The following is a 15,675-nucleotide window of genomic DNA, read 5'->3' as shown; positions in this document are numbered from 1 at the left end:
AGTAGGAAGGTCCGGCATGGGCGCGACTGGCTTCGGCGTGGACATCGGTGGCTCCGGGATCAAGGGCGGCCTGGTGGACCTGGTCACGGGCAGGCTGGACGGCGATCGCCTGCGCATCCCGACCCCGAACCCGTCCACCCCGGACGCGGTAGCCGACGTCGTGGCCGACATCGTCGGCAAGTTCGGCTGGGACGGACCGGTCGGTGTGACGCTGCCCGCGGTGGTCAAGAAGGGCGTCGCCCACACCGCGGCGAACATCGACAAGGCCTGGCTCGACACCGACGCCGCCGCCCTGTTCGCCAAGCGCCTCAACCGCGACGTGGTGGTCCTCAACGACGCCGACGCCGCGGGCATGGCCGAGATCCGCTACGGGTGGCCGGGCGACCAAGAAGGGGTCGTCGTGCTGCTGACCTTCGGCACCGGCATCGGCAGCGCGCTGTTCCTCGACGGCAAGCTCGTGCCCAACACCGAGTTCGGCCACCTGGAGATCGACGGCCACGACGCCGAGACGCGCGCGGCGGCCTCGATCAAGGAGGAGGAGGGCCTCTCCTGGGAGGACTGGGCGCACCGGGTCACCCGGTACATCTCCAGCCTGGAGAACCTGATCTGGCCCGACCTGATCATCGTCGGCGGCGGGGTCAGCAAGAAGGCCGACAAGTGGCTGCCGCTGCTCGACGTGCGGACGAGGATCGTGGCCGCGGAACTGCGCAACGACGCGGGCATTGTGGGTGCCGCAGTGGGTGCCGCTTTTGGTGTCCCAGTGGCGGCCGCCGAGGGCTGATCGAGCAACCCGAACGACTTTCCGGCTTGGCGTGTCCCGGCGAAACGCCGCACGTCGCTACAATGGAACACGCCCCTGGCTCAGCGCCGTAGGGCACTCCCCCGAACTCCGGCGGCGACCAGACGTTTTGTCGTATCGGGCGCCGCCGTGATGGACAGTTGTGAAAGGGCGTACGTGGCAGCCGCACGAACCGCAACCCGACGCTCCACCGCGTCGGCGAGCGCCGCGAAGACGGCCACCGGCGAGCCGTCGGAAGAAGACCTGACCGCCACCGGGACCAAGACGACGGCCAAGAAGGCGGCGGGCGCCAAGACCGCGCGCGCGCCGAAGAAGGCCCCCGCGGCCAAGGCCGGAGCCCCGAAGAAGGCGGGCGACGGACCCGAGGGCGAAGAGCCCGAGGATCTGGACAACCCCGATCTGTCCGACCTGGAAGAGGTCGAGGTCGAGCCGGTCGAGGAGCCCATCGACGAGCCCGACGAGAAGGAAACCAAGGACGGCGGCAAGGACGGCGACTTCGTCTGGGACGAAGAGGAGTCCGAGGCGCTGCGCCAGGCCCGCAAGGACGCCGAGCTCACCGCCTCGGCCGACTCGGTCCGCGCCTACCTCAAGCAGATCGGCAAGGTCGCCCTGCTGAACGCGGAGGAGGAGGTCGAACTCGCCAAGCGGATCGAGGCGGGCCTCTACGCCGCGGAGCGGGTGCGCAAGTCCGAGGAGGAGAACGAGAAGCTGCAGCCGCAGATGCGCCGCGACCTGCGGTGGATCGTGCGCGACGGCGAGCGGGCCAAGAACCACCTGCTCGAAGCCAACCTGCGCCTCGTGGTGTCGCTGGCCAAGCGCTACACCGGCCGCGGCATGGCGTTCCTGGACCTGATCCAGGAGGGCAACCTCGGCCTGATCCGCGCGGTCGAGAAGTTCGACTACACCAAGGGCTACAAGTTCTCGACGTACGCGACGTGGTGGATCCGCCAGGCCATCACCCGCGCGATGGCCGACCAGGCCCGCACCATCCGCATCCCGGTGCACATGGTCGAGGTCATCAACAAGCTCGGCCGCATCCAGCGTGAGCTGCTCCAGGACCTGGGCCGCGAGCCCACCCCGGAGGAGCTCGCCAAGGAAATGGACATCACCCCGGAGAAGGTGCTGGAGATCCAGCAGTACGCCCGGGAGCCCATCTCGCTCGACCAGACCATCGGCGACGAGGGCGACAGCCAGCTCGGCGACTTCATCGAGGACTCCGAGGCCGTGGTGGCCGTGGACGCGGTGTCGTTCACCCTGCTGCAGGACCAGCTCCAGTCGGTCCTGGCGACGCTGTCGGAGCGCGAGGCGGGCGTGGTGCGGCTGCGCTTCGGCCTCACCGACGGCCAGCCGCGCACCCTCGACGAGATCGGCCAGGTCTACGGCGTCACGCGTGAGCGCATCCGCCAGATCGAGTCGAAGACGATGTCGAAGCTGCGCCACCCGTCGCGCTCGCAGGTCCTGCGCGACTATCTGGAGTAAGCCCGGATCTGACGAACGCCGCTCGCGCCGTACCGGTGCGGGCGGCGTTTGTCTTTACAGAGAGCAACGATGAAGTGTGGCTGGTGTCACATTCCCGAGCCTTGGACGTGTTCGCCTGTGGTGAACAAGGGGCGGCTACCGGGCGATTCGACCATCGACACGATGATCGATATGCCCTGCTCCCAGCGGATTTCGGGGCGAATGGCTAGGCCGACCGGGTTAATCCAGGGTTACCTGATTGCTATGTGGGCGCGGGAACACTGCTATTCGCTCGCGCGTCTGTAAGAGTAGGAATCGTGAACACGGCGGAGTCACCAGCCACCGCGTTCACGGCCGATGAGGGCGCCGGGCCATCCGGTGCCGGGACGGAGGGAGAACTCCCATGACGACAACGACGCTCACCCGCCCCGAGCTGACCGCTGCCGATCGGTGCGACCGCTGCGGCGCCGCCGCACAGGTCCGCGCCGTACTTCCCTCCGGAGGAGAGCTACTGTTCTGCGGCCACCACGCCCGCGCGCACGAAGTGCGTCTGCGCGAGCTGGCGGCCGAGCTCCAGAAGGGCTGATCTTCGTCCCTTATCCGTCCACGCAGAACGGGCGGCACCCCACGGGTGCCGCCCGTTCTGTTTCCCCCAGCTCCCCCCGCGGCCCGCCCCCCGCCCGGGCCGCTGTGATCAATCCTGCTGGCCCGCCCGGGCAAGAAGTCGATCTCTGACACGGGATGGCAAAAGTTGACACCCGAACTCGCCGCGCTCACCGCCGCGGTCAGCGACCTGTACGAGCGGTCCTTCCAGCTCAGCCACCGCAAGCTCAGCGAGATCGTCGCCGACCGGGACGACCTGCCCGCCACCCTCAGCCATGAGGCGATCCGGCAGATCCTGCGCGGCAAGCCGACGAAGCTGCCGAACCTCATCACCCTGGCGACCGTGCTCGCCGAGCAGGCGGGGCTGAGCGTCGAGAGCCAGGTCGCGCGGATCCGCGAGCTGTGGGGCGCCACCCGGCGGCCAGCCGCGTCTGCCTTGGCGCCGGAGCCTGCGGCGCTGCGCCAGGCGACCCGCGGCCTCTACGGGCGCACCGACCCGGTGTCGCTGTTCCTGGCGGCCACGGTGTTCGCCCCGCAGACCAGGGACGGCCGGTTCCTGATCGCGCCGACGTCGACCTCGGGGGCGTGGATGTGCGCGTTCACCGCCGAGGATCGCCTGCGCGCGCACCGGCCTAAGACCGCAGAGCCGTGGGACGGCGGCTTCGTGGCCCTGTCCGGTCGAGAACTGGTGCGGCGGGTGTGCGCGTTGCCGATCGGCGTCGGCATCCTGGTCGACCCGGCGCTGGGCGACGACATGGCCGAGACACTGCCGCTGCCCCACCACCTTCTCGTCGAACTCGACCTCGTCGCCGAGTGATCGTCGGTACCCTGGGTGTCCAACCGGGCACGCGGCGGGAGCGCTGATGACGAGGTTCACCGTGAGCGTCGGGGAGCTGCGGGACACCGCCGAGCAGGTGGCCAGGGTGGGCGAGGAGATCTCCGGGAGCAGCAGCCGCGGGTGGGCGATCGCGGAGGCGTCGGTGGGCCACGCCGGGCTGGCCGCGGCGCTGGCGGACTTCCACGAGCAGTCCCTGCGCGCCACCGACCGGCTGATCGAGGCCCACGCCGAGGCCGCCACCAGGCTTGCCGCGAGCGCGGCCGCCTACGCCGAGGCCGACGCCGCCGCCGAGCAGGTGCTGACCGGCCGCGAGGCCGACCTGAGGTGACCGGACGCCAGTTCCCTGGCATCGGCACCGCGATCACCAGCGAGATCGACCGCCTGCGCGACCTCAGGGACACCCTCGCCGCCGCCGCGGACCGCCTGGGCAAGCTCGACCAGCCCACGTGGTCCGGGTCGGCCGCCGACGCGTATGCCGCGTTCGTCGGCAGGCTGCGACTGACACTGCTGCGCGCGAGCGACGAACACGACCACGCCGCGCGTGCCGTGGAGCGGTTCGAGGCGACGCGGGCGGAGGTGCAGCACCGGTTCGGCCACGTGCCCGACGCCGACCTCGACCGGCTGACCGCGCAGGCCGCGGCCGAGGGCGACCTGTCGGCCGCCGCGGTACGCCGCGCGGTCGAGGCGCTGGCCGGGTTGCCCGAGCTGTTCGACGACCCGGCGGAGACCACGGCCGCGCCCGTCGCGCGGACCGAGTTGGCGCGGCTGCGGGCGTCGGCCCCCGAACACGCGGTGGACCCCCGGACCAGCTCCGGTGATGTCGCCCGGTACCGCGACTCGGTGCGGGCGTTGGTGACGGACGTGCTGGCGAGCGTGTTCGAGCCGGTGTCGGACTGATCAGACGGTGTCGAGCACCGGTTCGAAGGCCAGCTCGGCGGCGCCGATCAGCTTGCCGTCCGCGCCGAGGGTCGACGGCAGGATGCGGGTGCCACCGATCGCGCGGCTCACCAGGCTGCGCTTGCCGACCTCCCGGCCGACGGCGTCGACCAGGTCGCGGGGCAGGGCGGTGAACAGGTCGCCGAGGACGACGAGTTCCGGGCTGAACGCGTTGACGATGTTGATCACGCCGATGGTGAGCCACCGCTGGAACTCGGCGAGCACCGAGTCCCCCGGCTTCACCGCCCGCAGCTCGGCCACCACGGCACCCCGCGGCGCGCCCTCGGGCAGCGACAGGGCACGGCACAGGGCCAACTCGCCCACCTCGGTCTCCCAGCAGCCGCGGCTGCCGCAGTGGCAGTCGCGGCCCGCCGGGTTGACCACCATGTGCCCGAGTTCGCCGATGTAGCCGCCGGTCCCGCGCAGCGCGGAGCCGTCGGCGATCACGCCAGCGCCGACGCCGATGTCAGCGGAGACGTAGACGACGTCCTCCGACCCGCGCGCCGCGCCGCGCAGGTGTTCGGCGAGCGCGCCGATCTCGGCATCGTTGCCGACCCGGATCGGCACGTCGAGGATGGCGCTGAGCCGGTCGCCCAGCGGCACGTCGCGCCAGCGCAGGTTGGGCGCCTCGTGGACGAAGCCGTCGGAGCGCCGCACGACGCCGGGCACCGAGACGCCGACCCCGAAGGTCTTCACGTCCAGTTCCTCGGCGAGCACCCTGGTCGACTCGACGATGTGGGTGATCACCTCGTCGGGTTCGCGGGTGCGGCCGTGCAGGTTCCACCGGTTGCGGCCCAGCATCTCCCCGCCGAGCCCGACCAGCGCGATGGCGACCTGCTCGACGCGGATGTCGACGGCGAGCACGACCGCGGCCTGCGGCTGCGGCAGCACGAGCAGCGACGGCCTGCCCGCCCCGGACCGCGCACGCGGCACCCGCTCCTGCACGATCCCGGACTCGGCGAGGCCGTCGACCAGGGCCTTGATCGTGCTGCGGTTGAGCCCCAGCTCGGTGGCCAGCTCGGCCCGGGTGCTGGGGCCGTCGACGTGCAGGCGGCGCAGCAGGGCGGTGCGGTTGTGCCTGCGCACCTCGTCGGGCCGCGCACCCGCCGTCGGTGTGCTCACCAGCTCTCCCTTACCTGCCTGCCACCGCCGCTCGTCGGCGGGACAGCGCGTCGACCGTCGCGGCCAGCAGGAGCACCAGCCCGGTGACGATGTTGACCACCGCCGCGGGCTGCTGCAGCAGTCCGAGCCCGTTCTCGACGACGGCGAGCACAAGCCCGCCGATCACCGCGTGGATGATCTTGCCCCGGCCGCCGAACAGCGATGTCCCGCCGATCACCGCGGCGCCCACGGCGAACAGCAGCGTATTGAGACCACCCGCTTGGGGATCGACCGACCCCACCTTCGAGGAGTACACGATGGCGCCGAGCGCGGCCACCGACGAGCACACGACGAACACGCTGGCCCGGATCTTGGGCACGTTGATGCCCGCGCGCCGCGCGGCCTCGGCGTTGCCGCCCACGGCGTAGATGTGGCGACCGTAGCGAGTCCGGTTGAGGACGTAGGTGCCCGCGACGAGCAGCACCAGCACGATCGGCACCACGTACGGCACGCCGCGGATCACCACGAAGTCGTTGGGCGAGCGGTTGAGCGTCAGCGCGAAGGTCGCGAGCCCGGCGAGCACGGTGATCCCCGCGACCTTGGCCAGCACGATCGGCGTCGGCGCGGTCACCAGTCCCTTGCCCAGCCGGATGAAGTGCTCGCCGAGCACGACGCCGGTGTAGCCGACCGCGACCACCGCGAACAGGATCCAACTGCCCAGCACGGACAGGTTGCCGTTGGCGACGTTGAAGAGCACCGGCTGGGTGCCGATGCCGAACACGCCGCCCTGGCCGATGAACTGCAGGATCACGCCCTGCCAGGTGATGAACAGCGCGAGGGTCACCACGAACGACGGCATGCCGATCTTCGACACCAGGAACCCGGTGATCACACCGATCGCGGTGCCGACGCACAGCGCCAGCAGCATCTCGATCCACGGGTTCGGCGCCGCGCCGATCATCGCGATGGTCACCGCGACCATGGCCAGGACCGCGCCCGCCCAGATCCGCATGAACACCGCGAGCAGCGCCGCGACGACCATGCCGCCGACGAAGACGTAGAACACGGTGGAACCCATACCGCCCAACAGGTTCCCGGACCGCACATAGTGCATCGCCATCACCGCGGCGCACACGCCGGACGCGGTGCCCGCCGACAGGTCGATCTCGCCGAGCAGCAGGACGAAGACCAAGCCCATAGCGATGATCATCTTGCCCGCGCCCTGGGCGATCAGGTTCGCGGTGTTGTCCAGGGTCAGGAAGTTCTCTGACTGGGTCCAGAAGTAGACGACGAGCGCGGCGAGGCCGAGCACGGCGGGCATCGAACCCAGGTCGCCGCCGCGCAGCCTGGCGAAGAAGTCACGCACGGCCTCGCCGGTGGACTGGGTGGTGGTGTCGATGCCGAAGTCGGAGATCGCGCCGCCGGAGTCGGTCCGCGCGGCCGCTGGAGTGTTGGTCATGGTGTTCCTCAGACGGTTGCGGTCTCGGGGCGGGCAAGACCCAGGTCGCCAGACCGGCCCGCGGTGATCAGCTCGACCACCTGGCCGTGGGTGACCTCGCGGGTGGGCACCTCGGCGACCATCCGGCCGAGGTAGAGCGTGGCGATGCGGTCGGCGACCTCGAAGACATCGGCCATGTTGTGGCTGATCAGCACCACGCCGAGGCCCTGTTCGGCCAGCCTGCGGACAAGGTCGAGCACCTGCCGGGTCTGCGCGACGCCGAGCGCGGCGGTCGGCTCGTCGAGGAGCACGACCTTGCTGTCCCACAGCACGGCCTTGGCGATGGCCACGGTCTGCCGCTGCCCGCCGGAGAGCGACGCGACGGGCGTGCGCACGGACTTCACCGTGCGGACCGACAGCGACGCCAGCGTGTCGCGGGCGGCCTTCTCCATCGACGCCTCGTCGAGCAGCCAGCTGCCGCCGCGCTCCCGGCCGAGGAACATGTTCTGCACGATGTCGAGGTTGTCGGCGAGCGCGAGGTCCTGGTACACGACCTCGATGCCGAGCCGGGCGGCGTCGCGCGGGCCGTGCACGTTCACCGGTTCCCCGGCGAAGCGCACCATGCCGGAGTCCATCGGGTGGATGCCCGCGACGCATTTGACCAAAGTGGACTTCCCGGCGCCGTTGTCGCCGACGAGCGCGGTGACCTCGCCCGCGCGCACGGTGAAGTCGACGTCGTGCAGCACGTGCACGGGACCGAAGCTCTTGTTGAGCTTGGTGACTTCGAGAATCGGTTCACTCATTGAAGAACTCCCAGGCAAGGCCCCGGCGCGACCCGCGTGGGCCGCGCCGGGGCGGGTGATCAGCTGATGCCGAGCTGCGCGCAGACCGCGGCCAGGTCACCGGTGCAGATCTCGGTCGCCTTGACGTAGCCGCCGGAGACGACCTCCTTGACCCCGTCCTTGGTGGTCAGCTTCGGCTCCAGGAGCAGGGACTTGACCTTGCGGCCGGACTTGGTGTCGTCCGTGGAGCCCGTGGCGATCTTGTCCGCGCCCGCGGTGTCTCCCTTGGCCAGCAGCGCGGCGAGCTTGGCCGCGCCCTCGGCCTCGGCCTTGATCGGCTTGAAGACCGTCATGTACTGGTCGCCGCGCAGGACCGCCATGAGGCCGTCCGGGGTGGCGTCCTGGCCGGTCACCGGGACCTTGCCGTTGAGCCCGTTCTTGCGCAGCACGGTGATCACCGCGCCCGCCAGGCCGTCGTTCGCCGCGACGACGCCGTCGACCTTGCCGCCGTTGGCGGTCAGGATCTGCTCGAAGGTCACGCCGCCCTTCTGGTTGTCCCAGCCGTCGATCGGCTGGCTGCGCACCAGCTTCAGCGCGCCGGAGTCGTAGAGCGGCTTGAGGACCTTCTGCTGTCCGTTGTAGAAGAGCGTGGCGTTGTTGTCCGTCGGCGCGCCCTCGATCTCGATGACCTGGGCACCGGCCTTGTCCTTCAGCGCGGTCGCCAGGCCCTGGCCCTGCAGTTCGCCGACCTTCACGTTGTCGAAGGAGACGTAGTACTCGGAGCTGCCGCCCAGGTTGAGCCGGTCGTAGTCGATCGTGGGGATGCCGCGGGCCTTGGCCTTGGCCGCCACCGCGGCGCCGACCTCGCTGTTGATCGCGGCGATGACCAGGACCTTCACGCCCTGGCTGATCATGCCGTCGGCGAGGGTGCTGAACTTCTGCACGTCGCCCTGGGCGTTCTGGATGTCAGGCGAGAGGCCCTCGGCCTTCATCGCGGCCTCGATCATCGGCTTGTCGAAGCCTTCCCACCGTGCCGAGGTGGCGGTCTCGGGAAGGATCACGCCCACCTTCGCCCCGCCGCCCCCGCCGGTGGTCGCCTGGGTCTGCCCGGACCCGGCGGACGGGGTCTCCTGGTTGGCACCACAGGCCGTCACGGCGAGGGAGACACCCACACCCGCGGCGAGCAGAGCCAGCTTCTTGCTGCGCATTGGTCGTCCCTTTCAAGAGCGGTCGACGCGTCGCCTGGGCCCGGGCGGCAGCCGTCTCGGTTAAATGTTGCGAGCCACAACATATGCCCGAGGGGTCGGTGATGTGAACCACACGGAATCGATTCAGAGCCACTCAAGTGGACACATTTTGGCAACGGGCCAGACATGTGCGGGACGCGCTCGGCGCTCGATTCGGTCGCTGACCAGCAGAAACGGGCGGCCCGGAGATCATGACCGGATTCGGGGCCGATCGAGCATCCCGACTGCGCGAAACGCGCCTACCAGGAGCGGAGAGTGGCGATCCGCTCTTCCAACTGCTCCACCGAGGCCATCGCCGTCGGCGGGCCGCCACACGTGCGGCGCAGCTCGCCGTGGATCATGCCGTGCGGCTTGCCGGTGCGGTGGTGTGCCATCCCGACCAGCGCGTTGAGCTCCTTGCGCAGTGTGGCCAGGCGCTCCTGCACCGTCTGCGACTTCGGCGCGGGCGGCTCGACCGGCCCCTGCTGCGCGGCCTTGCGGGTGCGCTGTTCGAGCTGGCTGTCCTGCCGCTTGCGCAGCAGCTCGCGGACCTGGTCGGGCTCCAGCAGGCCGGGCAGCCCCAGGTACTCCTGCTCCTCGGCCGACCCCGCGAACGCGGCCGTGCCGAACGAAGAGCCGTCGAAGATCACCTGGTCGAGCTCGGCGGAGGCGCCCAGCGAGGTGAACGCCTTCTCCTCCTCGCCCAGCTCGTCCTTGGTGCGGTTGGCGTCGGCCAGCAACTCGTCGTCCCAGCCGTCCTTCTCCCGGTGCGGCTTGCCCAGGACGTGGTCGCGCTCGGCCTCCAGCTGGCTGGCCAGATCGAGCAGCACCGGCACCGACGGCAGGAAGATGCTCGCCGTCTCCCCCGCCTTGCGCGCCCGGACGTACCGGCCGATGGCCTGGGCGAAGAACAGCGGCGTCGACGCGCTCGTCGCGTAGACCCCGACGGCCAGCCGCGGCACGTCGACGCCCTCGCTGACCATGCGGACCGCGACCAGCCAGCGATCGTTCGAGTCGGAGAACTCCTGGATGCGGCCCGACGCCTTGGGGTCGTCGGAGAGGACCAGCGTGGGCTCGTCGCCGGTCAGGGTGTGCAGGATCTTGGCGTAGGCCTTCGCGGAGACGTGGTCGGAGGCGATCACCAGGCCGCCCGCGTCCGGCACGCCGCCCTCCCGCAGCTGCGTCAAGCGCATGTCGGCGGCGCTGAGCACCGCCGGGATCCACTCGCCCTCCGGGTCGAGCGCCGTGCGCCACGCGCGGGCCGTCTGCTCGGAGGTGAGCGGCTCGCCGAGGCGGGCGGTGAACTCCTCGCCCGCGCTGTTGCGCCAGCTCGCCTCACCCGAGTAGGCCAGGAAGATCACCGGCCGGACCACGCCGTCGCGCAGGGCGTCGGCGTAGCCGTAGGTGTGGTCGGCCTTGCTGCGCTGGAATCCCGCGCCGTCGGGCTCGTACTGGATGAACGGGATCGGCGAGTCGTCGCTGCGGAACGGGGTGCCGGTCAGGCTGAGCCTGCGCACCGCCGGGGTGAACGACTCGCGGACCGCGTCGCCCCAGCTCTTGGCGTCGCCGCCGTGGTGGATCTCGTCGAGGATGACCAGGGTCTTGCGCTGCTCGGTGCGCACCCGGTGCAGGCTCGGATGCGCCGCGACCTGGGCGTAGGTGACCGCGACGCCGACGTACTCGCTGGAGGTCTGGCCCATCGAGTTGGTGAAGTTCGGGTCGATGGGGATGCCTGCCATCGTCGCCGAGGCCGCCCACTGGTGCTTCAGGTGCTCTGTCGGGGCGACGATGGTCAGCCGCTCGACCGTGCGGTCGGCCAGCAGCTCGGCGGCGACCCTCAGCCCGAAGACCGTCTTGCCCGCGCCGGGCGTCGCGACCGCCAGGAAGTCCTTCGGCCTGCGGGTCAGGTACTTGGTGAGCGCCCGCCGCTGCCAGTCGCGCAGTGGCCGGGCCGTCGGGGTCGCTGAAGAGTCCGGTTCCACCTCGGCCCGCGTCACGAGTCCCCCCAGCCCCTTTCCCAGCACCTCTGGACAAGCGAATGCCCCCAAGCGTCGACGTTGAGGGCGAAGGCGAGGATACCGCCCGGCCGTCCAAGATCGCTCCGCGGCGCGACACGCGGGTGAGATCAACGGGTGTGCGCACGGACACTGCGGTTATGGACCATGCTTAAGACCGCCATGACTGACCAGGACACCATCCCGACCGGCGGCGACGCCGCCGCGCCCCCGCGCGGGCCGTGGCGCCTGGTCAAGCGCACGCTGTCCAAGGCGTGGGAAGGCAACCTGTTCTCCGAGGCGGCCGAGGCCGCGTTCTGGCAGGTCCTGTCGCTGCCGCCGCTGCTGCTCGGGCTGCTGGGCAGCCTCGGCTTCGTGGCCGAGTGGTTCGGCAAGGACGTGATCAACGCCGTCGAGGCCGACATCATCGACATCTCGCGCACCGCGTTCAGCGAGAGCGTCGTCACCCAGATCATCCAGCCAACGGTGTCGGACATCCTGAACGTCGGGCGTGGCGAGATCGTGTCAGTCGGCTTCCTGATCTCGCTGTGGGCGGGGTCGTCGGCGATGTCGTCGTTCGTCGACGCGATCACCGTCGCGCACGGTCAGTACGGGGTGCGCAACGAGGTGTGGCAGCGGATCTTCGCGCTGCTGCTGTACGTGCTGAGCCTGGTGCTGTTGGTCATCGGCCTGCCGGTGCTGGCGCTGGGGCCGGACCTGCTGCCCAAGCTGTTCCCGGTGTCGTGGCGGGAGACGGTGACGACGTGGGTCGACATCGCCTACTACCCGACGATCGGTCTGCTGCTAGTGCTCGCGCTGGCCACGCTCTACAAGCTGGCCCTGCCGCGCAAGCTGCCGTGGCACCGCGGGCTGCCCGGGGCGATCCTGGCGATGGCGTTCTTCCTGCTCTCCAGCATCGGCCTGCGCCTCTACATCGGCTGGATCACCACCACCGGCTACACCTACGGCGCACTGGCCACGCCCATCGCGTTCCTGCTGTTCGCGTTCTTCATCGGCCTGGCCATCGTCATCGGCGCGTACTTCAACGCCGCCATCCAGGACATGTGGCCCGCGCACATGACCCGCAGGCAGCGGCGCCGCTGGCGGCGCCTGGAGATCGAACGCGCCGCCGAGCAGATCCGGTCCAGTGAGGACGAGTCGGCCTGGAAGACCATCGAGGACCCCCGGGACCAGACCTCCGACGATCCCCAGCATTCGGATGGTCGTAGTCCTAAAGTATGAGGTGAAATACGACCGTGGACCGAGTCGGTCCAGGACGGACCGTGCTTGGATGGCAGCGGTATCGGCGGTGGGGTCGCCGGTCGACATCCGAGGGGAAACACAAGGTCATGTCAGTGCTGGCTCGTCTGAGCCTCGCCAACCGCGGGCTGATCGGTCTGCTCAGCCTGCTCATCGTCGGCTTCGGCGCGTTCGCCCTGCCGTCGCTCAAGCAGCAGTTGCTGCCGTCCATCCAGCTGCCCGCGGCCGTGGTCATCGCGCCGTATCCCGGCGCGTCGCCCGACACCGTCGACAGCCAGGTCGCCGAGCCCATCGAGGGCGCGCTGCGCGGCATCGCCGGGGTCGACAACATCACCACGCGGTCGGGCGAGAGCTCGGCCACCATCCAGGTCCAGTTCAAGTACGGCACCGACATCGACACCGCGGTCAGCCAGATGCAGCAGGCGGTCAACCGGCTGCGGCAGACCCTGCCGCAGGGCGTCGAGCCGACCGTCGCGCAGGGCAGCACCGACGACATCCCCGTGGTGATCCTCGCCGCCCAGACCGGCGCGGACGAGACCGCGACGGCGGGCAGGCTGCGCACCGAGGTGATCCCCGAGCTCGAGGGCATCCCCGGCGTCCGCGCCGCCACCATCACCGGCACCCGCGCGCAGACGGTCACCATCACCCTCGACTACGCCAAGCTCGGCGCCGCCGGGGTCGACCCGACGGCGCTCGCGAGCGTGCTGCCCATGGCGGGCACGCCCATCCCGGCGGGCTCGGTCAGCGAAGGCACCCGGACCCTCACCGTGCAGGTGGGCGGCCCGCTGAAGTCGGTCGACGATCTGCGCGCGCTGGTCCTCCCGTCGCGCGGCGCCCCGGTCAAGCTCAGCGACGTCGCCACCGTCGAGGCCGGGCTGGCCGACTCCACGAACATCACCCGGACCGACGGCAAGCCCACGCTCGGCGTCATGGTCACGATGTCGCAGGACGGCAACGCCGTCGAGATCTCCAAGACGATCAAGGAAAAGCTGGGTGAGCTGAGCAAGTCCGCCCAGACCGAGCTGACCGTGGCCTACGACCAGGGGCCCGAGGTGCAGAAGGCCATCGGCGGCCTCACCTCCGAGGGCCTGCTCGGCCTGCTGTTCGCCGTCGCGGTCATCCTGCTGTTCCTGCTGTCGCTGCGCTCCACGCTGGTCACGGCGGTGTCGATCCCGCTGTCGGTGCTGGTGGCGCTGCTCGCGCTGTGGATCGGCGACCTGTCGCTCAACCTGCTCACGCTCAGCGGCCTGACCATCGCCATCGGCCGCGTCGTCGACGACTCGATCGTGGTGCTGGAGAACATCAAACGCCATCTGAGCTACGGCGAGGAGAAGCAGCGCGCCGTGCTCGACGGCACCCGCGAGGTGTCCGGCGCGGTCACCGCGTCCACGCTGACCACGGTCGCGGTGTTCCTGCCGATCGCGTTCCTCAGCGGGCTCGCGGGCGAGTTCTTCGGCCCGTTCGCCATCACGGTGTCGGTCGCGCTGATCGCGTCACTGCTGGTGTCGCTGACGATCGTGCCGGTGCTGGCGTTCTGGTTCCTGCGCCGTCCCCCGGTCCCGGCCGACCCGGCTGCCGCCGAGGCCGCGCGCGAGGAGGCCGTGGCCAAGGAGCGGCGCAGCCCGCTGCAGCGCGCGTACGTGCCGGTGCTGGAGTTCGCCACCCGGCGGCGCCTGGTCACGCTGCTGATCGCCGTGCTGATCTTCGGCGGCACGCTCGGCCTGGCCACCCGCCTGGAGACCAACTTCCTCGACGACTCCAACGCCTCCACCCTGCAGATGTCGCAGGAACTGCCGCCCGGCTCGTCCATGGAGGCGCGCGACGCGGCGGCGAAGAAGCTGGAAGCGATCCTGGACAAGACCAGCGAGATCGACGTCTACCAGGTCACCGTCGGCACCGACGACACGTTCGCCGGCTTCGGCTTCTCCAGCAACGGCACCAACACGATCAACGCCACGGTCAAGGAAGGCACCAACGTCGCCGACCTGCGGGCGAGCCTCGGCGAGCAGTTCAAGGCCGACCCGTCCATCGGCGTGGTCAAGCTGGGCGCGGAGGCAGGCGGCTTCGGCGCGAGCGGCGTCCAGGTCCTCGTGACCGCCCCGGACGCGGACTCGCTGGCCAAGGCGGCCGACACGGTGCAGAAGGCGGTCGAGCAGGTCCCCGGCCTCACCGAGGTCACCAACGACCTGTCCAAGAGCAGCCCCCGCGTCCAGGTCGTGGTCGACCAGCAGGCCGCCGCGGCGCGCGGGCTGAGCAGCCAGACCGTCGGCCAGATCGCCACGCAGGCCCTGCGCGGGACCCCCGCCGGGGAACTGCCGATCGGCGGCACCCGCTACGACATCGTCCTGCGCACCGGCACGGCCCCGACCGACGTCGCCGCGCTGAAGGCGCTGCCGCTGCCCAGCGCGACCGGCCCGGTCACCCTCGGCGAGGTCGCCCAGGTGTCCACTGTGGATGGCCCGGTGCAGGTCCGCCGCACCGGCGGCGACCGCAGCGCCACCATCTCGGCCAAGACCACCGACGCCAACCTGGGCAAGATCACCCAGGACCTGACCGACAAGCTCAAGGGCGTCACCCTGACCGGCGGCGCCGACTACGAGATCGGCGGCGTCAGCGCCGACCAGGCCGAGACCTTCGGCGACCTGGGTCTTGCCCTGCTCGCGGCCATCGCCATGGTGTTCCTGATCATGGTGGCCACGTTCCACAGCCTGATCCAGCCGCTGATCCTGCTGGTGTCCATCCCGTTCGCCGCCACCGGCGCCATCGGGCTGCTGCTGATCACCGGCACGCCCCTGGGCCTGCCCGCCCTGATCGGCATGCTGATGCTCGTCGGCATCGTGGTGACGAACGCGATCGTGTTGATCGACCTGATAAACCAATATCGATCAGACGGAATGAGCGTCCACGACGCCGTCATCGAGGGCGGCCGCAGGCGCCTGCGCCCCATCCTCATGACGGCAGCGGCCACCATCTTCGCCTTGCTGCCCATGGCCTTGGGCATCACCGGCGAGGGCGGCTTCATCGGCAAGCCGCTGGCCCTGGTGGTCATCGGCGGCCTGATCAGCAGCACCCTGCTGACCCTGGTCCTCGTCCCGACCCTCTACACGATGGTCGAGAACCGCAAGGAACGCCGAAAGACGAAGCGAACGGCCAAGCACGCCTTGGCTGACCGCGAGGACCCCCAACCGGTTCCCGCATAACCGAAGGGCCTGCCCGCGAGGGCAGGCCCTTCTGCTTTGT

The 15,675-nt window shown here is 70.3% G+C and carries 13 protein-coding genes; 8 read left to right on the top strand and 5 right to left on the bottom strand.

Annotated features, from left to right (window positions below):
- Positions 1 to 16 precede the first annotated feature (16 nt).
- From ppgK to ACSHT8_RS33565, 6 genes are all read left to right on the top strand, one after another.
- Positions 17 to 781, top strand: coding sequence for a polyphosphate--glucose phosphotransferase (ppgK, locus tag ACSHT8_RS33590; protein ID WP_436495937.1), 765 nt, complete (start codon positions 17 to 19; stop codon positions 779 to 781).
- A 174-nt stretch (positions 782 to 955) separates the two neighbouring features.
- Positions 956 to 2,278 (top strand): RNA polymerase sigma factor, encoded by a 1,323-nt coding sequence (locus tag ACSHT8_RS33585; RefSeq protein ID WP_436495935.1) that lies wholly within the window; start codon positions 956 to 958, stop codon positions 2,276 to 2,278.
- Positions 2,279 to 2,660: 382 nt separating this feature from the next.
- Entirely contained in the window at positions 2,661 to 2,843 is a 183-nt protein-coding gene (locus ACSHT8_RS33580) for a DUF7455 domain-containing protein (RefSeq protein WP_054045609.1), read from the top strand.
- Positions 2,844 to 3,008: 165 nt separating this feature from the next.
- On the top strand, positions 3,009 to 3,677 hold the full coding sequence (locus ACSHT8_RS33575; protein ID WP_436495933.1) for a hypothetical protein: 669 nt from the start codon (positions 3,009 to 3,011) through the stop codon (positions 3,675 to 3,677).
- Between the two features lie 46 nt (positions 3,678 to 3,723).
- Positions 3,724 to 4,026 carry a hypothetical protein gene (locus ACSHT8_RS33570; RefSeq protein WP_436495931.1) on the top strand — a complete coding sequence of 101 codons (303 nt, stop codon included), beginning with the start codon at positions 3,724 to 3,726 and terminating at the stop codon, positions 4,024 to 4,026.
- Complete coding sequence (locus ACSHT8_RS33565) at positions 4,023 to 4,595, top strand: hypothetical protein (protein WP_436495929.1); 573 nt, start codon at positions 4,023 to 4,025, stop codon at positions 4,593 to 4,595. The genes ACSHT8_RS33570 and ACSHT8_RS33565 overlap by 4 nt, the downstream gene beginning before the upstream one ends.
- On the opposite strand, the gene ACSHT8_RS33560 is transcribed toward ACSHT8_RS33565, so the two are convergent.
- The 5 genes from ACSHT8_RS33560 to ACSHT8_RS33540 form a co-directional block, all read right to left on the bottom strand.
- Complete coding sequence (locus ACSHT8_RS33560; protein ID WP_436495927.1) at positions 4,596 to 5,756, bottom strand: ROK family protein; 1,161 nt, start codon at positions 5,754 to 5,756, stop codon at positions 4,596 to 4,598.
- A gap of 10 nt (positions 5,757 to 5,766) precedes the next feature.
- Positions 5,767 to 7,194, bottom strand: a complete 1,428-nt coding sequence (locus ACSHT8_RS33555) for a sugar ABC transporter permease (RefSeq protein ID WP_436495926.1) — start codon at positions 7,192 to 7,194, stop codon at positions 5,767 to 5,769.
- Positions 7,195 to 7,202: 8 nt separating this feature from the next.
- Complete coding sequence (locus ACSHT8_RS33550) at positions 7,203 to 7,976, bottom strand: ATP-binding cassette domain-containing protein (protein WP_436495924.1); 774 nt, start codon at positions 7,974 to 7,976, stop codon at positions 7,203 to 7,205.
- 59 nt (positions 7,977 to 8,035) lie between these two features.
- Positions 8,036 to 9,163 (bottom strand): sugar ABC transporter substrate-binding protein, encoded by a 1,128-nt coding sequence (locus ACSHT8_RS33545; RefSeq protein WP_436495922.1) that lies wholly within the window; start codon positions 9,161 to 9,163, stop codon positions 8,036 to 8,038.
- 278 nt (positions 9,164 to 9,441) lie between these two features.
- The gene (locus ACSHT8_RS33540) at positions 9,442 to 11,178 is read right to left on the bottom strand and encodes a DEAD/DEAH box helicase (RefSeq protein WP_436495920.1); all 1,737 of its coding nucleotides are present in this window, start codon (positions 11,176 to 11,178) and stop codon (positions 9,442 to 9,444) included.
- Between the two features lie 180 nt (positions 11,179 to 11,358).
- On the opposite strand from ACSHT8_RS33540, the gene ACSHT8_RS33535 reads away from it, so the two are divergent.
- Together ACSHT8_RS33535 and ACSHT8_RS33530 are read left to right on the top strand one after the other, a co-directional pair.
- Positions 11,359 to 12,417, top strand: coding sequence for a YihY/virulence factor BrkB family protein (locus ACSHT8_RS33535; RefSeq protein ID WP_436495918.1), 1,059 nt, complete (start codon positions 11,359 to 11,361; stop codon positions 12,415 to 12,417).
- Between the two features lie 107 nt (positions 12,418 to 12,524).
- A complete protein-coding gene (locus ACSHT8_RS33530) occupies positions 12,525 to 15,635 on the top strand; it encodes an efflux RND transporter permease subunit (protein ID WP_436495916.1) in 3,111 nt (1,036 codons plus the stop codon).
- Positions 15,636 to 15,675 lie beyond the last annotated feature (40 nt).

The organism is Actinokineospora sp. HUAS TT18 (assembly GCF_051364635.1).
Lineage (GTDB): Bacteria > Actinomycetota > Actinomycetes > Mycobacteriales > Pseudonocardiaceae > Actinokineospora.
The sequence above is the reverse complement of the archived record's forward strand: the minus strand, read 5'-3'. Positions and strand labels throughout refer to the sequence as shown.

Bases quoted from the DNA above. Each gene is read 5' to 3' on its own strand.
- ppgK (WP_436495937.1), top strand. From the start codon at position 17: ATGGGCGCGACTGGCTTCGGCGTGGACATCGGTGGCTCCGGGATCAAG.
- ACSHT8_RS33580 (WP_054045609.1), top strand. From the start codon at position 2,661: ATGACGACAACGACGCTCACCCGCCCCGAGCTGACCGCTGCCGATCGG.
- ACSHT8_RS33570 (WP_436495931.1), top strand. From the start codon at position 3,724: ATGACGAGGTTCACCGTGAGCGTCGGGGAGCTGCGGGACACCGCCGAG.
- ACSHT8_RS33555 (WP_436495926.1), bottom strand. From the start codon at position 7,194: ATGACCAACACTCCAGCGGCCGCGCGGACCGACTCCGGCGGCGCGATC.
- ACSHT8_RS33550 (WP_436495924.1), bottom strand. From the start codon at position 7,976: ATGAGTGAACCGATTCTCGAAGTCACCAAGCTCAACAAGAGCTTCGGT.
- ACSHT8_RS33545 (WP_436495922.1), bottom strand. From the start codon at position 9,163: ATGCGCAGCAAGAAGCTGGCTCTGCTCGCCGCGGGTGTGGGTGTCTCC.
- ACSHT8_RS33535 (WP_436495918.1), top strand. From the start codon at position 11,359: ATGACTGACCAGGACACCATCCCGACCGGCGGCGACGCCGCCGCGCCC.
- ACSHT8_RS33530 (WP_436495916.1), top strand. From the start codon at position 12,525: ATGTCAGTGCTGGCTCGTCTGAGCCTCGCCAACCGCGGGCTGATCGGT.